Origin of the sequence: Acinetobacter sp. TUM15071, assembly GCF_008980925.1 — a bacterium.
In the GTDB taxonomy this organism is placed as follows: Bacteria; Pseudomonadota; Gammaproteobacteria; order Pseudomonadales; family Moraxellaceae; genus Acinetobacter; species Acinetobacter dispersus.
The window spans coordinates 18,430-35,023 of sequence record NZ_BKGB01000001.1; the positions used below are offsets into that span (position 1 = coordinate 18,430).

Consider the following 16,594-nt stretch of genomic DNA (forward strand, 5'->3'; position numbering starts at 1 on the left):
CTAAATCCAAATTTGATTTGAAAATGAGATGAATAGTTGGTTCCTATCTGTATATACTGAATTGGAACATGAATATTCATCTACTTTTCGGATGTTGTAGATCTATCACACTTGTTCAAACTTTAAGAATAATTCAGGGATTGTTTTGAGTGCGATGTCAATTTACAACATACAAACCTATTGCAATCATTAATGCTAGAGAAATGATGATTTTCTCGACATTTTACGATTAGGATTTATACATGAAAAAGCTGATTAGTCTTTTTTTAAGTGTATCTGTGTTATTACTTGCAGCCTGCAGTAAACAACCAGATACCGCATCTACTGAACAAAAAGGTGATGCTGCTGCATTACAAACCGTTGTAATCGCTTCTACAGGTTCAGACGCTGATATTTGGCGTTATATCGCAACATTACCAGAAACTAAAGCCGCTGGACTTAAACTCGAAATCAAGAACTTCACAGACTACGTTGCAATGAACACTGCAGCCGCGAATAAAGAAGTTGATTTGAACGCATTTCAATCTTACGCTTACCTTGTCGCATTCAATGCTGCAAATAAAGACAAGATTGCTCCTGTTTCAACCACTTACTTAGAACCAATGGGTATCTACTCAAGCAAAGTAAAGAAAGTTGAAGAGTTTGCTGAAGGCGCAACCATTGCGATTCCAAATGACGGTGCCAATGAATCACGTGCTTTATTACTTTTACAAAGTGCTGGCTTAATCAAATTAAAAGCTGACTTCGACCCTGTAAAAGGCACGCCTGCTGACATTATCGAAAACAGCAAGAAAATCGTGATTAAACCTATCCAAATGGCGACAGCTGTACGTGTTAAAGACGAAGTTGATGCGATTCTATTGGGTAATACACTTGCAATGGAAGGCGGTTTAAACGTTCTTAAAGATGCAATCTACTATGAACCAGTTGATCAAAGTACCAAATTAAATGTCAATGTATTGGCAACTGCTGAATCTCGTAAAGATGATGCAGTATTGCAAAAAGTTGGCGCGCTTTATCATACGGAAGCAGTGAAGAAATATGTTCAAGAACACTTTGCTGGTACTAAAGTTGACGTAAATAAACCAACAAGCTACCTCACAGAAGCGAATTCGTAATATAATACCCCCAAATAAAACAGGCAAAGTGATTTTGCCTGTTTTTTCTTTTTTGCATAGTATTGACGAACATGATCCAATTTAAAAACATTTCGAAACACTATCAGTTGAAAGGTCAAACAATTAACGCGCTGGATCAGATCAATTTAGAGATCCCAGACGGTAGTATCTTTGGCATTATTGGCTACAGTGGTGCAGGTAAAAGTACGCTTATCCGTATGATTAATTTACTTGAGCGCCCGACTCAGGGACAAGTGATCATTAATCAAAAAGATTTTACCGCAATGGATGCGCGTACACTTCGTCAAGAACGTGCAAATATCGGCATGATCTTTCAGCACTTCAATTTACTTCAGACCAAAACTGTGTCTGAAAATATTGAAATACCGCTAAAATTATTAGGTCATAGCAAAGCAGAGCGAGAAAAACGTCTCGCTGAATTGCTTGATTTCATTGATCTCAAACATAAAAAAGATGCCTACCCTGATGAACTTTCAGGTGGTCAAAAACAACGCGTCGGGATTGCACGTGCACTCGCCAATCATCCTAAGATTTTACTCTGCGATGAAGCAACCTCTGCACTTGATCCACAAACCACCAAATCTGTTTTGGCTTTATTAAAAAAGATCAATCAAGAACAAAACATCACTATTGTCATGGTCACTCATGAAATGGATGTAATCGAATCGGTATGCGATTATGTGGCGGTAATGGAATCAGGTCATGTGATTGAAACTGGTCCGACACTGGATATTTTCAGTCAGCCACAGCATCCAACCACCAAGACCTTTATTCAAACGGTATTGCAACAACAGTTGCCGATCAATATTCTGAATAATCTTGAACATAAGCATCACAATAGCATCTATAGCTTGCAGTTCTTAGGTACATCAGCACAAGAAACCGTTATTCAAGCTGCGATTAAGCAATTTGATATCAGTCTAAATATTCTTTTCGCGAACATGACCGAAATTAATGGCACCGTGATTGGACAAATGTTCATCCAACTCTTAGGTGATCCGCTGACCATTCAAGAAACTGTTAAATTTCTTGAGCTTCAAGGCGTGAAAGTTGAACAGTCTGGAGTGGTTAGCCAATGAGAGATTTAATCGTACAATGGTTGACTCAAGTCACCGCTCCGTTTTGGCATAGTTCCTTATCCATCGACCAATTTGTTACAGCACTACAAGAAACCTTCCAAATGGTATTCTTCTCCCTGCTGTTTGGCTGTATTTGGGGACTTATCCAAGGCATTACCTTAGTGGTTACCCGTACGGGCGGTATTTTACAAAATCGCGCGATTTATTATTTCCTCAATCCGATTGTGAATGCCTTACGTTCTCTTCCCTTCATTATCTTATTGATTGCTGTTATTCCACTGACCAAAATGTTGGTTGGAACATCAATTGGGACTTGGGCTGCGATTGTGCCCTTAACCATTTATGTCGGCCCATATTTAGGTCGTTTAATTGAAACTTCGTTACTTGAAGTGAATGAAGGCATTGTTGAATCCGCACAAGCAATGGGTGCATCCCCTTGGCAAATTATCTTTAAATTTATTATTCCTGAAGCACGTAGCTCTCTGATTCTGAATTTAACTACGGGTACGATCTCGCTCATCGGTGCAACTGCGATGGCAGGTGCTGTTGGTGCTGGTGGTATTGGTGACTTGGCAATTTCTTATGGTTACCAGCGTTTCGACACCAGTGTGGTGATTTTAACGGTCATCGTGTTATTACTGTTGGTTCAGATGGTACAAATGCTCGGTGATTGGTTAGCAAAACTGCGATAGTAAAAAATAGAAAAAACGCTCAGCTGAGCGTTTTTTTATGTCTTGTATTTTTACTTAAGGAAAATAGATTTTATTCGCCGCTTTAAAAGTATTGACATGCAATGGCACTAAATCATCCAATGCCTGATATCCCCCAGCCAAAACGAACAGTATTGGAATTTTCATTTTCTTGGCCATCTCAAAGACAATTCGATCACGTTCGAATAATAGCTCAGTGCTAAACCATTTGGAGCCATATTTATCATGTTGATGACAGTCCATACCTGCCTGATAAATGATTAAATCTGCCTCCCAACGCGAAGCATATTGGAATGCCTCAAAAATCGCTTCACGATATAAATCGAAACTCCCTTGTTTGGGATGAATATAACGGGTCAGGCTGCGATCACCAGCCTTACAACCAAAACGAATGCCAAAAATTCCAAAATTTACCAAATTGGTCATTCGGTTGGTGAAAATAGCTGTGCCATCACCGCCATGCTGATCACAATCCAAAACAAATATACGTTTTTCTGGATATTGCTTAGCAACCAGCGCTAAACCATTAAAAGTACAATAGGCTGCACCAGATTCATAACTGGCATGATGAAAACCTTGAGCAATATTTGCGGCAATCCCTTCATTCAAAGCGATTTCAGCTCCAATCAACTGTCCAGCCTGAACTGATAAAATCGCATCTCTCAGTTGTTCATTCCATGGCTTAAAACCTTGAATAGTTGCAAATGCAGTTTCTCCAGATATAAAAGCATCCACATACTGTGGATTATGCAATTTCTTTAACAGCTCAACATCAATACTACCTGGGTCTATCAATTCAACCATCTGTTGAGCACGTAATACATCCGCAACAGCAGTGAGTTTTTCCATACTATTGGTATGCGTTCGTGCAAAATAGCGTGGAGAATAACAAGCTTTTAGCATGGATGTCCTACGTAAATCTGATCACGCGCAATTTCCATCAGCTGACTCAATTCGGTTGTATCAGGTCTAAATAATCCATTATCGACCTGTTGTTTAAAGTGATATCCAAATGCCCGAGCACGATTTTCAGGTGACACAGCCAAAGTTGTTAAACGTAAAAACCAAAAACCATTCATCTCGGCAATCGGGATCACATAGCCTTTATATTGCTTATTTTTATGCTTTTCGAGCAGCTCGATTTCATAATGTGTTGAAAACAGACTTCCGGCAGGTAAACGAACACCATTCATCATCAAGGGAACTAAGCTGATGCAAGAGTGGTTATCCCCCATATTCAATTTTTCCATCATGATGGGTTGATCATGCTCATCCACAAAAATATTGATTTCACCCTGCCTTAATAAACGGTGGTGTGCAATACGCAAGAAGAATTTTTCTGCCATCGGGCAAGAGCCCACCTTGGGCTTTTCCTCTAAAGCCTGACACTCAATCATGCCAATCTGCTGTGCTTTTTGCGGCAGAATAATATCGCTAAGAAGCTGACAAATCAGCTGGCTCTCTTCAAGTTCTGCATATTGATGAATGGCTCTTAACTTGGCTTGAAAATTAACTTCCTGTTGCAGATTTTGGGCAAAGGTTTCTTGTGGATTTAAGCGTTGTAAACATTGTTGAACTGCTGGGCTAATATCTAAGTTGCGCCACGAATCAAGTTCCAATCCATAGGAAGCACTCTGGTTCAAGACATTCTTTAAACCCTTGCTGTCATAATCTTCAAAAATACGCAAATCCTGAAACCCAATTGAATCTCGAACTTGAGAAACAAACTCTGCAATAACACGCGTTGCTTGTGTATAACCACAACCCCGACGTTCAGTCTGATGACTAAAATGCTCATTCAGCATTTCTGTAAGTTTGGCAGAGAGCGGGTATAAATACTTTTTAAAGATAACGACCACTTCATGATCGATCAGCTCAGACATAACGCCCCCTCTTGTTTTTCAGATTTATTACTTTTCACCCATCGTAAAAAATCTGTATTTCTCTTTTTAAATCTAATCATTGAAATTATTTAGCTTTACTTCAATATTTTTATACGATTAAAGATAAATCATTAACTTATAAAACTTTTATCTCATCTTTATTGAAAATATGATACTTGTCAACGATAAAGATATCGGCTGAACTTAGCTGTCAAAATATGCCCGAGAAAGTCATTATTCAGCACTATAAATCAGTAGGAGTTTTGCACTGGACTGAATTTGCACTTACACTAGAAATAGGCACTCATATGGGTACCCAAACCGCAATAACCTCACGAAACAAAGCTTTAGGATTCGGCTATGCATTATAAGATTCATGCAATTGACGTAAAAAATGCCTTAAAAAACTATATTTGGTTATTGGAAGATACAGATACACAAGAAGTCGTAGCCATTGATCCAACAGAAGCTGGTTTAGTTACTGATTTCTGTGAGCAGCATGGTCTACAACTTAAACAAATCTGGCTGACGCATTGGCATAAAGATCATACAGGTGGAGTTGAAGGTTTACTCGCCGATCAGAATATTTTGGTGTATGGACCACGGGATGAGTTGACTAAAATCTCATTCATTTCAAATCCATTACAAAATGACGATCATTTTCATTTTAATGATCTTAAAGTTGAAATTATTGCAACACCTGGTCATACCCTTGGTCATATTACTTATTTTATTGAAAAAATAGAGACACTGTTTAGCGGTGACACCTTATTTGCAATGGGTTGTGGTCGTCTATTTGAAGGGACAGCGGAGCAAATGTATCACTCATTGAATCGGTTGGCTGCGTTACCTATTCAGACCAAAGTATACTGCACCCATGAATACACCCTTGCCAACGCTGAATTCGCCTTAACTGTTGAACCAAATAATGTCGCACTACAAGAGCGTATGCAACAAGTCAAAGCGCTAAGAGAAGCAGATCAAATTACCCTTCCAAGTACGATCGAATTAGAGCTTGAAACCAATCCCTTCCTGCGAACTGAAAGTGCAGAAGAATTTGCACGAATTCGTAGTCTGAAAGATCAATTTTAATTAAATCCCATCGCTTCGACTGATTCATTTTCTACTTTCACAGCAAAGTGGAAAATGAAATCATTTTTTACATTTGATTCAAGAATATTTTCCCTAAAAATTGATTTCCACCATATTTATAAAAAATATTTTTTATAGTAAATTCAATAAACTAATAAAAACACAGATAAGATTCTATCTATAAAAATTACGCTAAATTTACATTACTTACATGTGGAAAAATAAATCTATGCAATCCCCCCTTTAAAAAAATTTAACTGACCCTTATTAATAAATACATGTTCACAAGGAGATCTGCCATGAAAAACAGAGTTGTTAAAGCAAAAAACGTATTGGCTTTCCGTATTTGGTTAGAAAAATTAGGATATTCGGTTAAAAATCTGACAGATAACCGTGGCTTCACATTTAGCTTCAAAAAAGAATATGGATTAGTCACAGGCGATTTATCTGGTAATGCTTTAGCAATGCAACTGGGTGAAGAGTTTGAAGATCATTTAAAAGCCTAATGGCAAATTTCCCTAGATATCAGGGTTTCAAAGGGATTTGGAATCCTTGATTGATGCTCATAAAAATAATTAAAACGTATCTCTCATTTAATCCTTCATTTTCTAACCATTTCAAACAAAATTTCATTGGAACAAACACGATTTCCAAGTATCATTATGGCCAGTCGAGGGATGCTGCGACAATTGATTGGCATTAAAGATCAATTTGCCAGGCTCGACGATCGGTTAGACGCTCGTTTTAACCAACAACGGCATCCGCGAACAGAATGATCCATACTATTTTTTCTAGGAGATCCTGATGAACGCGGTGAATGCTTCATTTACAGATTATAAAGTTGCTGATATTTCCCTTGCTGACTATGGTCGTAAAGAGATCAAACTTGCTGAAGCAGAAATGCCAGCTTTGATCGGTTTACGTAAGCGTTATTCAGCAGCTAAACCACTTGCTGGCGCAAAAATCTTGGGTTGTATCCACATGACAATCCAAACTGCTGTTTTAATCGAAACATTGGTTGAACTCGGCGCAGAAGTGCGTTGGACCTCTTGCAATATCTTCTCTACTCAAGACCATGCTGCTGCTGCGATTGCTGCAAGCGGTGTTCCAGTATTCGCGTGGAAAGGCGAAACTGAAGAAGAATATGTGTGGTGCTTAGAACAGCAAATCAACGTCAACGGTCAGCCTTGGGATGCCAACATGATCTTGGACGATGGCGGTGACTTAACTGCTCTTGTTCATGAAAAATACCCTGCGCTTTTAGAACGTATCCACGGTATTACTGAAGAAACCACAACAGGTGTACAACGTCTGTTGGAAATGTGGAAAGACGGTTCGCTTAAAGTACCAGCGATCAACGTGAACGATTCGATCACTAAATCGAAGAATGACAACAAATACGGTTGCCGCCATTCATTAAACGATGCTATCAAACGTGCAACTGACATGTTACTTTCTGGTCGTCGTGCACTAGTCATTGGTTATGGTGATGTTGGTAAAGGTTCTGCGCAATCTTTACGTCAAGAAGGCATGATCGTTCGTGTAACTGAAGTTGATCCAATCTGTGCAATGCAAGCATGTATGGATGGATACGAAGTTGTATCTCCATATAAAAATGGCGTACAAACTGGCAAAAAAGAAGATATTAACCAAGACTTACTAGGCAATACTGATCTTGTTGTCACGACAACTGGTAACTACCATGTATGTGATTCTGCAATGTTAGATAGCTTAAAAGCGGGTGCTGTAGTGTGTAACATCGGTCACTTTGATACAGAGATCGACACTGCATACTTACGTGGTTACAAGTGGGTTGAAGTGAAGCCACAAGTACACCAAGTGTATCGTTCAGAAGACGAAAACAACTACCTCATTCTTCTTTCTGAAGGTCGTTTAGTGAATCTTGGTAATGCAACAGGCCACCCATCACGTGTGATGGACGGTTCTTTCGCTAACCAAGTGTTAGGTCAAATGCATTTATTTGCTGAAAAATTTGCTGACTTACCTGCTGAGCAAAAACAAGCAGCGATTCGCGTAGAAGTTCTTCCTAAGAAATTAGATGAAGAAGTTGCTGCGGCAATGGTGCTTGGCTTTGGTGGTGTGTTAACACAATTAACGCAAGTACAAGCAGATTACCTTGGCGTTCCTGTAGAAGGTCCGTTCAAATCTGACGCTTATAAATACTAAGAAAATCAGGGCAGACGTTTTACGGACTGCCCTTTTTTCTAAAATTCCAAGCGATTTTTAAAAAGGATTTGAAATGACAAAACGTGTTCCTATTTCTTTTGAATTTTTCCCACCAAAAACTGATGCTGGTGCAGAAAAATTAAAAACTGTTCATCAAGAATTACAACGATTAAACCCAGAGTTTTTCTCGATTACCTATGGTGCAGGTGGCTCTACACGCGAACGTACTCTAGCTGCGATTAGTGACTTTAACGGCAAAGGTACACCAGTTGCGCCTCACCTTTCTTGTATTGGTGATGACAAAGCACGTATTGCTGAGCTCTTAGATTTATATAAATCTCAAGGGATTGATCGTATTGTCGCTTTACGTGGTGACTTACCATCAGGTCAGGTCGGTTTGGGCGAACTTCCTTATGCCCAAGACTTAGTTCGCTTTATCCGCGAGCATTCAGGCGATCATTTCCACATTGAAGTGGCTGCCTATCCTGAAATGCATCCACAAGCTGATACCTTTGATAGTGATATTCAACGTTTTGTTGAAAAAGTAAATGCAGGCGCGAATGCAGGTATTACTCAATTTTTCTTCAATCCAGATGCGTATTTCTATTTTATTGAACGTATTACTAAAGCTGGCGTGAATATTCCAGTTGCACCAGGTATCATGCCAATTACCAATGCGAGTAACTTGATCCGCTTTGCTGATGGAACAGGTGCAGAAATTCCACGTTGGATTCGTAAGCAACTCGCAGCGTATGGTGACGATAGCGCAAGCATCAAAGCATTTGGTCACGAAGTGATTGTAAAACTTTGTGAACGCCTGATCGCAGGTGGCGCACCTACCCTACATTTTTATTCAATGAACCAAACCGAACCGACTCGACAACTGGTTGTCGATCTTGGTTTAAACTAATTTGTACGAGCATAACCCAAGCATGAATCGTTTTTATATCGAAACCGAATTAAATACAGGCAATACCGTTGAATTAACCGAATCGGTATTTCATCATTGGGTACGTGTGCTACGTGCAAAAGAACAAGAACAAGCCATCTTTTTCAACGGAAAAGGTGGTGAATATGTCGTAACACTAACTCAAATCGACAAAAAAAATGCTTTTGTTTCTGTTGATCAATTTGAAGCAGCAGACCGTACAGCACCTTTCAAAGTTGTTTTAGGTCAAGTGATGAGTAAAGGTGATCGCATGGATTATGCGATTCAAAAAGCCACTGAACTCGGTGTTACGACCATTCAACTCCTGACCAGCGAACGCTGTGAAATGCGTTTAAAGTACGACCGTGACCAGAAAAAAATAGACCATTGGCAGTCCGTTGCAATTGCAGCCTGCGAACAATGTGGCATGAATCGCGTTCCGCAAGTCCTTGCCCCGATTCCCTTAACAGAGTGGCTAAGTTCAGAGCTACCTACAACACGTTTAGTGCTTGCACCCAATAAAGACCAAAACAATGTATTGCTGAATAGCTCCCCTGATTTAGCCTTACTTATTGGTCCCGAAGGTGGCTTAAGTGAAGCAGAGATTAACACTGCCAATCAACATCAGTTTCAAAACTGGTGTATTGGTGATCGTGTTCTAAGAACGGAAACAGCACCAGTTGTTGCTTTATCTATTTTAAATTATCACTTTGCATCGAACTAAAACAGTAGCATTGCTTTCTGTTATGTTTAGCGTTAATTTAAAATAAAACTCCGCTCTGTTTACAAAAAAACAAAGACTGTAAATATAGATAAAAAATGAAAAGGATTATTCTTTGTATGTTAGGGGTTCAGGAAAAAAATTTGCCACAGTTTATCTATACGGATCAAATCGATTATCCAAATCATGTACGCTTATTCGTATTAAGCGTATTTTGTATTTGTCTGTTAGATTACGCCCTGTTTGGTCTTTTTTATTCATTTGAATCAAATATTTTCACAACTTGGATGAGCATTACCCTCATCCTTTTGTTTAGTTTCACTTGTATCTGTCATTTTCTATTAAAACGCTATTCTTCGATTCGCTATACCAAACAAACCAACATCATTTTCCAGTTGATTTGTTTCTTTACAGGCTTATTGATCGGGGTCAATACCATTGTGATTAATCACTATTTGATGGTAGATGTCCCTCATCTGGTCGGGTCGCATGTTTTAACTTTAACTGCCTTGTTACTTACGGCATCTCATATCATTGCACTCACCTTTTTAACTCAACATATTCGCTATTTTTTCTTATTTTTTATTCCAAGTATCTTCCCTTTAATCGCATCTCAGCTTTTACATCGTGATCATGATCACACCTTGTTCTATCTTGCTTATTATTCTTCTTTTTTTGCAACAGTCCTGTGTGCTCAAGTCACCTATAAAATTCATAAACGTTTAGCTTTGGTACTGGATAAGAATAAACAACTGATTGATGTCGCTGAACAACATAATCAATGGACAGAAGAACTTTGCCAACAATTACAACGTGAAGTGAATAAATCTAAAGATATTGAAGCGCAACTCCAGTTTAATAATCATTTATTGGAACAGAAGGTTCGTGAGCGTACATTCGACCTCACACAAATGAATGAAAGTTTAGAAGAACATCGTCAGAACTTAACCTTTGCCCATGAAACTGCGGGCATTCGCCCTTGGGACTGGAATCTTGAAAATCATACCGTTGGCGTGACCAATGCGCACAGCAATGCAGTCACTCGTAATTCTGAAAATCACTACACCCTATTACATAAAATCATTCACCCAGAAGACATCGAGCGGGTAAAAAACACCTTATACAATCACCTCTGCGGTCAAACTAAACGTTATGAAGAAACCTTCAGAATTAAACGCCAAAATGGTGAGTGGACCTGGATTCACGATGTCGGTCAGGTCATTTTAAGAGACCCCAAAGATGATACGCCTTTACGCATGGTGGGTATTCATCGTGATATTAATCAGGAAAAGAAAGATCAGGAACGTTTAAAACTCGCCGCCAGTGTGTTCGAACAAGCATCTGAAGGTATTTTTATTTTAGATGAAAACTTTAACTACATTGAAGTGAATCCAAAATACGAGCAACTTACCGGCATCGATAAACAAACCATCATCAATAAACAGTTATTTGAAATCACCAAACAAAATAAACAACATCACCACAATTTCCATTTGTCTATTCTCGATACTCTTCGTGAAGAGCATGAATATGAAGGTGAATTTCAAGAAACCTATAGTTCTGAAAAATCCTGTTTCTTATGGATTCATATCAATGCAGTGAAAAATGAGCAAGATCGTGTCATCAATTATATTGGTATTGTCTCGGACCAAACTGAACGCAAACATCAAGAACAGCGTTTATCTTACCTCACCAATTACGATACGCTGACTGATCTGCCAAATCGCTTTTACTATCAACAACAACTACATCAATATTTGGTCAATGAAGCTTCGATTCAACATTTGGCTGTAATTCGTCTAAATATCGATCGTTTCCGCGCATTGAATGAAATCATTAGTAATCAAGCTGGCAATGAGCTGCTGAAACAGGTCGCACAACGTTTACGCATTAGTAATATTGATGCGCTATTAGTCGCGCACTTAAGTGCAGATGACTTTGCGATCATTTACGAAATGTCACCCTTGCACCCGCCGATTCATCAACTGTGCAATAACATCGTTGAAGCCTTCAGCAAGCCATTTTATTTGGCTGATCAAGAATACTTCGTGAGTATTTCAATTGGTGTTGCCATTTACCCAGAACATGGTCGCCAAGTGGATAATTTAAATACCCACGCAGAACAGGCGCTGACAGAAGCCAAGCGCTTGGGTGGCAATACCATTCGCTATTATTCAAATGAAAGAGCCAATTTTGTTGCGAAATATACCGACCTTGAACTTGACCTCAGAAAAGCCATTCAGAACAATGAACTGGTTGTTTACTATCAACCGAAAATTAATGCACATAATAATCAAATTAATGGTTTTGAAGCCTTAATTCGCTGGAAGCATCCAACCAAAGGTCTGATCATGCCAAGTATTTTCATTCCTTTAGCGGAAAGTACCAGCCTGATTTCGGATATTGGTCAATTCGTCTTGCATGAGGCAGCCAAACAACTGCAAACATGGCAAAAACTTGGTTTTAGTAATATCAACATTGCTGTCAATATTGTGGCGCAGCAGATTTTACGTGGTCAACTTCTACATGACATTGATGCTGTGTTAAATACCTATGCCATTTCAGGGAAAAATCTTGAATTGGAAATTACTGAATCTGCCTTTATTGAAAATACCGACAGTGTCAAAACGGTGTTAAATGCCATTAAAGAACGTCATATTTCTATCGCTTTAGATGACTTCGGTACAGGCTATTCTTCACTCGCCTACTTAACCGAATATCCAATTGACATTTTAAAAATTGACCGAGCTTTTATCTCGAAAATTGGCAATGCCAAACAAGATGCGATAGTTAATGCCATGATTGCAATGGGCAAAACCATTGGCCTAAAAGTTGTAGCAGAAGGCGTTGAGACAGAACAGCAGTACGAATACTTGAAACGACAAAATTGCGACATATTACAGGGTTACTTATTTTCACAGCCATTAACTTCTGCCCATGCAACGGAATATCTGCAAAAACAGATGCAACAGTCAACTGTAAAATATTCCATTTAACGACTAATTTTGAGCTTTTTGGCAGTTTATTTTACACACAGCATCGATTGTCAATAAGCTTGAAGTTCAGTGAAAATAAGCTTTTTTGACTGTGCGAAAGCATGAACTAGTGCTATATTCTTGTGCACTTATCTTAATATCGTAATTAGACATCTATATGTCTGATTATTATCGGAACAAACGAGACTCAGATGGACGATCAATCTTTAAAACAAGCCGCTTTGTATTACCATGAATTTCCAACACCAGGAAAAATCAGTGTGACACCTAGCAAGCAGCTCGTTAACCAACGAGATTTAGCGCTTGCCTACTCACCAGGTGTTGCTGCTCCATGTTTGGAAATCGAACGTGACCCTTCTGCCGCTGCAAAATATACAGCGCGCGGTAATCTGGTTGCCGTCGTGAGTAATGGTACAGCCGTGCTTGGTTTAGGAAATATTGGTCCGCTCGCTTCTAAACCAGTGATGGAAGGTAAAGGCGTTCTGTTCAAGAAGTTCGCTGGTGTTGATGTATTTGATATCGAAATTGATGAAAATGATCCAGACAAGATCGTTGATATCGTTGCTGCATTAGAGCCAACTTTTGGTGGTATCAACTTAGAAGATATCAAGGCACCAGAATGTTTCTATATCGAGAAGAAACTTCGTGAACGCATGAAAATTCCAGTGTTCCATGATGACCAACATGGTACCAGTATTATTGTCGGTTCAGCATTGCTCAATGCTTTGCAACTGGTAAATAAAAAAATTGACGAAATTAAAATCGTTGCATCAGGTGCAGGTGCTGCCGCACTTTCATGCTTAGATTTGCTTTGTGCTTTAGGTGTGAACAAAGCAAATATCTTCGTTGCCGACTCTCGCGGTCTTCTCACAACATCACGTGAAGGATTGGATGATTCGAAAAAACGTTATGTGCAAGACATTCAAGCCAGCCAATTACATGAAGTTATGGCAGGTGCTGATATGTTCTTGGGTCTTTCAGCTGCAGGTATCTTAACCAAAGAAATGGTTAAAGAAATGGCTGAAAATCCAATTATTTTTGCACTTGCAAACCCAGATCCTGAGATTTTACCTGAACATGCACATGAAGTTCGCCCAGATGTCATTATGGCAACAGGACGTTCTGATTATCCAAACCAAGTAAACAATGCACTTTGCTTCCCTTACATCTTCCGTGGTGCACTTGATGTTGGTGCAACTACAATTAATGAAGAAATGAAGATTGCATGCGTACACGCAATTGCACGTATGGCACATGTTGAAGCTGATGCTGCAACCTATGGTGAAAAATCTGCATCATTTGGCCGTGATTACCTGATCCCTCGCCCACTTGATCAACGTTTGATTTTAGAAATCGCGCCTGCTGTAGCGAAAGCTGCAATGGATTCTGGTGTAGCAACACGCCCGATTGAGGATTTCTCTGCATACCGTCAACGTCTTTCTGAGTTTGTTTATAACTCAGCATTCTTGATGAAACCTATCTTCTCTCAAGCAAAGACAGATCCTAAACGTATTGCATATGCCGAAGGTGAAGACCAACGTGTATTACGTGCTGTTCAGATTGTGGTTGATGAAGGCTTAGCGAAACCAATCCTGATTGGTCGTACTGCGGTAATTGAAGACAATATCAAAAAGTTAGGTTTACGCTTACAACATGGTGTAAACATTGAAATCGTCGATCAGGAAAAAAATCCTTCATACGATGATTTCTGGAAAGAATACCATCAAATCATGCAACGCAAAGGCGTAACTGTTGAATATGCGCAACGTGAAGCACGTCGTCGTTCTACACTTATCGCAGCGATGTTGGTTAAATTTGGCAAAGCTGATGGTATGTTGTGTGGTACCTACTCAAGTTACGACATTCATTTAGATTTCGTGAAAAACGTCATTGGCTTAAAAGAAGGTCGCAGCACATTCTTTACATTGAATGCGTTAATGCTTGAAGATCGCAATTTATTTATTGCTGATACTTATGTAAATACCAATCCAACAGCGGCACAACTTGCTGAAATGACGATTTTAGCGGCTGAAGAAGTTCGTCGTTTCGGGATTACACCACGTGTTGCCCTGCTTTCTCATTCAAGCTTCGGTAGCGACCAAACTGATGCAAGCGCACAAAAAATGCGCGAAGTCTATCGTTTGCTTTCAGAGCAAGCGCCTGAGTTAGAAGTGGAAGGTGAAATGCACGGTGATGCAGCATTAGATGAAAATATTCGTCATTTTGCATTCCCGAACTCACGTTTCAAAGGTTCAGCAAACTTGTTGATTATGCCTAACCTAGATTCAGCTAACATTTCATTCAACTTGTTAAAAGCAACTTCTGGTAATAATGTGACTATTGGTCCTATTTTATTAGGTGCTGCAAAACCTGTTCATATTCTGACACCTACAGCAACGACTCGTCGTTTGGTGAATATGACAGCATTAACAGTTGCTGAAATTCAGCAAAGTCAAAACTAAGTCGACTCGAGCCTAGCTTTTCTTGAAAAGCTTCGCTTAACGCTTGAGAAAACCTCTATTCTGTAGCATGATTGTGTGAAGAATAGAGGTTTTTTCATGCAAGTTTATTTAGTAGGCGGTGCAGTTCGAGATCATTTACTCGGCCATCCCTATCACGAAAAAGATTATGTGGTGGTTGGAGCAACGCCCGAGCAACTATTGGCTGAAGGTTATCAACCCGTTGGCAAAGATTTTCCTGTATTTTTACATCCAAAAACAAAAGAAGAATACGCGCTTGCTCGTACAGAGCGTAAATCTGGTGTGGGTTATCACGGCTTTCAATTTTTTACCGACACTACAGTTAAGTTAGAAGAAGATCTCATTCGTCGCGATTTAACCATTAATGCAATGGCGATGGATGATGATGGTACAGTATATGACCCCTATGGCGGGCAGCAAGATTTAGATCAAAAAATTCTACGTCACGTATCGGATGCATTTACCGAAGATCCACTACGCGTACTCCGTGTAGCTCGTTTTGCTGCTCGTTATGCAAGCTACGGCTTTAAAATCGCAGATGAAACTCTAGAATTAATGCAGGAAATTGCCAAATCAGGTGAGCTTGATGCATTAACACCTGAACGCGTCTGGAAAGAAACCTCACGTGCATTGCTTGAAGATCACGCAGATGTCTACTTTCAAACACTCAAAGCGTGTGATGCCCTAAAAATTTTATTCCCTGAGATTGACGCGCTATTTGGTGTACCACAACGTCCTGAATATCATCCTGAGATTGATTGTGGTATTCACACGCTCATGGCACTCAAACAAGCCTGTTTAGCAAAATATGCGCTAGATGTGCGTTTTGCTGTGCTTGTTCATGATCTTGGCAAGGCACTCACCCCAGTGGACGAATTACCACGCCATATCATGCATGAAGAACGTGGCATAAAGCCTGTGACAGATCTCTGTGATCGTTTAAAAGTACCCACCCATTTAAAAAGCTTAGCTTTAATTGTGTGTAAAGAACATTTGAAGTGCCATCAAGTAAAGAATCTGAAACCTGGCACTTTATGGCGTCTTTTACAACGCTTAGATGTATTGCGTCGACCTGAAAAAGTGGAAGCTTTTGTTCAGGCCTGTGAATGTGATGCCAAAGGTCGTTTAGGCTTAGAGCAACGCCCGTACCCACAAGCGCAATACATGTTAGATGCGATGCAAATCGTCAGAAATATTCGTGCGCAAGATTTACCTGAACATGTCACTGGCCCAGAAATTGGTGAAATGCTGATTCAGTATCGCATTGAAGCACTAGCCAAATTTAAAGAGTTGCACAATAACTGATTAATTTTTAAGTAAATTAAGTCTTTTTTATACAGATTTTCTTATCTATGTATCAAAAAGATTATTAATCAAGC

At 39.4% G+C, this 16,594-nt stretch carries 13 protein-coding genes; 11 read left to right on the forward strand and 2 right to left on the reverse strand.

Annotated elements, in window-relative coordinates; translation table 11 throughout:
• The first annotated feature begins 242 nt into the window (after nt 1-242).
• The 3 genes from GBI66_RS00085 (at nt 243) to GBI66_RS00095 (ending at nt 2,910) form a co-directional block, all read left to right on the forward strand.
• Nucleotides 243-1,118 (forward strand): MetQ/NlpA family ABC transporter substrate-binding protein, encoded by an 876-nt coding sequence (locus GBI66_RS00085; protein WP_005151915.1) that lies wholly within the window; start codon nt 243-245, stop codon nt 1,116-1,118.
• 71 nt (nt 1,119-1,189) lie between these two features.
• The gene (locus GBI66_RS00090; RefSeq protein ID WP_005189850.1) at nt 1,190-2,218 is read left to right on the forward strand and encodes a methionine ABC transporter ATP-binding protein; all 1,029 of its coding nucleotides are present in this window, start codon (nt 1,190-1,192) and stop codon (nt 2,216-2,218) included.
• Nucleotides 2,215-2,910, forward strand: coding sequence for a methionine ABC transporter permease (locus tag GBI66_RS00095; RefSeq protein WP_004654491.1), 696 nt, complete (start codon nt 2,215-2,217; stop codon nt 2,908-2,910). Before GBI66_RS00090 ends, GBI66_RS00095 begins: the two co-directional genes overlap by 4 nt.
• A gap of 54 nt (nt 2,911-2,964) precedes the next feature.
• Here GBI66_RS00095 and GBI66_RS00100 read toward each other — a convergent pair whose 3' ends face one another.
• Nucleotides 2,965-3,831, reverse strand: a complete 867-nt coding sequence (locus GBI66_RS00100) for a histone deacetylase (RefSeq protein WP_151714724.1) — start codon at nt 3,829-3,831, stop codon at nt 2,965-2,967.
• Nucleotides 3,825-4,811, reverse strand: a complete 987-nt coding sequence (locus GBI66_RS00105; RefSeq protein ID WP_151714725.1) for a hypothetical protein — start codon at nt 4,809-4,811, stop codon at nt 3,825-3,827. The genes GBI66_RS00100 and GBI66_RS00105 overlap by 7 nt, the downstream gene beginning before the upstream one ends.
• A 360-nt stretch (nt 4,812-5,171) precedes the next feature.
• Here GBI66_RS00105 and gloB point away from each other — a divergent pair, with 360 nt between their 5' ends.
• From gloB to GBI66_RS00145, 8 genes are all read left to right on the forward strand, one after another.
• Entirely contained in the window at nt 5,172-5,903 is a 732-nt protein-coding gene (gloB, locus tag GBI66_RS00110) for a hydroxyacylglutathione hydrolase (protein ID WP_005189857.1), read from the forward strand.
• A 299-nt stretch (nt 5,904-6,202) separates the two neighbouring features.
• Entirely contained in the window at nt 6,203-6,409 is a 207-nt protein-coding gene (locus GBI66_RS00115; RefSeq protein WP_004771531.1) for a hypothetical protein, read from the forward strand.
• Nucleotides 6,410-6,707: 298 nt separating this feature from the next.
• Nucleotides 6,708-8,090 (forward strand): adenosylhomocysteinase, encoded by a 1,383-nt coding sequence (gene ahcY, locus GBI66_RS00120; RefSeq protein WP_005211580.1) that lies wholly within the window; start codon nt 6,708-6,710, stop codon nt 8,088-8,090.
• A gap of 73 nt (nt 8,091-8,163) precedes the next feature.
• Nucleotides 8,164-9,000 carry a methylenetetrahydrofolate reductase [NAD(P)H] gene (gene metF, locus GBI66_RS00125; RefSeq protein WP_033133643.1) on the forward strand — a complete coding sequence of 279 codons (837 nt, stop codon included), beginning with the start codon at nt 8,164-8,166 and terminating at the stop codon, nt 8,998-9,000.
• Nucleotides 9,001-9,022: 22 nt separating this feature from the next.
• Nucleotides 9,023-9,742 (forward strand): 16S rRNA (uracil(1498)-N(3))-methyltransferase, encoded by a 720-nt coding sequence (locus GBI66_RS00130; RefSeq protein WP_151714726.1) that lies wholly within the window; start codon nt 9,023-9,025, stop codon nt 9,740-9,742.
• Nucleotides 9,743-9,858: 116 nt separating this feature from the next.
• Nucleotides 9,859-12,735: an EAL domain-containing protein gene (locus GBI66_RS00135; protein ID WP_151714727.1), complete on the forward strand. Its 2,877-nt coding sequence runs from the start codon at nt 9,859-9,861 to the stop codon at nt 12,733-12,735.
• Nucleotides 12,736-12,926: 191 nt separating this feature from the next.
• Nucleotides 12,927-15,197 (forward strand): NADP-dependent malic enzyme, encoded by a 2,271-nt coding sequence (locus GBI66_RS00140; RefSeq protein WP_005189872.1) that lies wholly within the window; start codon nt 12,927-12,929, stop codon nt 15,195-15,197.
• A 96-nt stretch (nt 15,198-15,293) separates the two neighbouring features.
• The gene (locus GBI66_RS00145; RefSeq protein WP_151714728.1) at nt 15,294-16,520 is read left to right on the forward strand and encodes a multifunctional CCA addition/repair protein; all 1,227 of its coding nucleotides are present in this window, start codon (nt 15,294-15,296) and stop codon (nt 16,518-16,520) included.
• Nucleotides 16,521-16,594 lie beyond the last annotated feature (74 nt).

What these genes read in the sequence shown, in the direction of transcription:
- GBI66_RS00085 (WP_005151915.1), top strand. Translation starts at nt 243, where the DNA reads ATGAAAAAGCTGATTAGTCTTTTTTTAAGTGTATCTGTGTTATTACTT.
- GBI66_RS00090 (WP_005189850.1), top strand. Translation starts at nt 1,190, where the DNA reads ATGATCCAATTTAAAAACATTTCGAAACACTATCAGTTGAAAGGTCAA.
- GBI66_RS00095 (WP_004654491.1), top strand. Translation starts at nt 2,215, where the DNA reads ATGAGAGATTTAATCGTACAATGGTTGACTCAAGTCACCGCTCCGTTT.
- GBI66_RS00100 (WP_151714724.1), bottom strand. Translation starts at nt 3,831, where the DNA reads ATGCTAAAAGCTTGTTATTCTCCACGCTATTTTGCACGAACGCATACC.
- GBI66_RS00105 (WP_151714725.1), bottom strand. Translation starts at nt 4,811, where the DNA reads ATGTCTGAGCTGATCGATCATGAAGTGGTCGTTATCTTTAAAAAGTAT.
- gloB (WP_005189857.1), top strand. Translation starts at nt 5,172, where the DNA reads ATGCATTATAAGATTCATGCAATTGACGTAAAAAATGCCTTAAAAAAC.
- GBI66_RS00115 (WP_004771531.1), top strand. Translation starts at nt 6,203, where the DNA reads ATGAAAAACAGAGTTGTTAAAGCAAAAAACGTATTGGCTTTCCGTATT.
- ahcY (WP_005211580.1), top strand. Translation starts at nt 6,708, where the DNA reads ATGAACGCGGTGAATGCTTCATTTACAGATTATAAAGTTGCTGATATT.
- metF (WP_033133643.1), top strand. Translation starts at nt 8,164, where the DNA reads ATGACAAAACGTGTTCCTATTTCTTTTGAATTTTTCCCACCAAAAACT.
- GBI66_RS00130 (WP_151714726.1), top strand. Translation starts at nt 9,023, where the DNA reads ATGAATCGTTTTTATATCGAAACCGAATTAAATACAGGCAATACCGTT.
- GBI66_RS00135 (WP_151714727.1), top strand. Translation starts at nt 9,859, where the DNA reads ATGTTAGGGGTTCAGGAAAAAAATTTGCCACAGTTTATCTATACGGAT.
- GBI66_RS00140 (WP_005189872.1), top strand. Translation starts at nt 12,927, where the DNA reads ATGGACGATCAATCTTTAAAACAAGCCGCTTTGTATTACCATGAATTT.
- GBI66_RS00145 (WP_151714728.1), top strand. Translation starts at nt 15,294, where the DNA reads ATGCAAGTTTATTTAGTAGGCGGTGCAGTTCGAGATCATTTACTCGGC.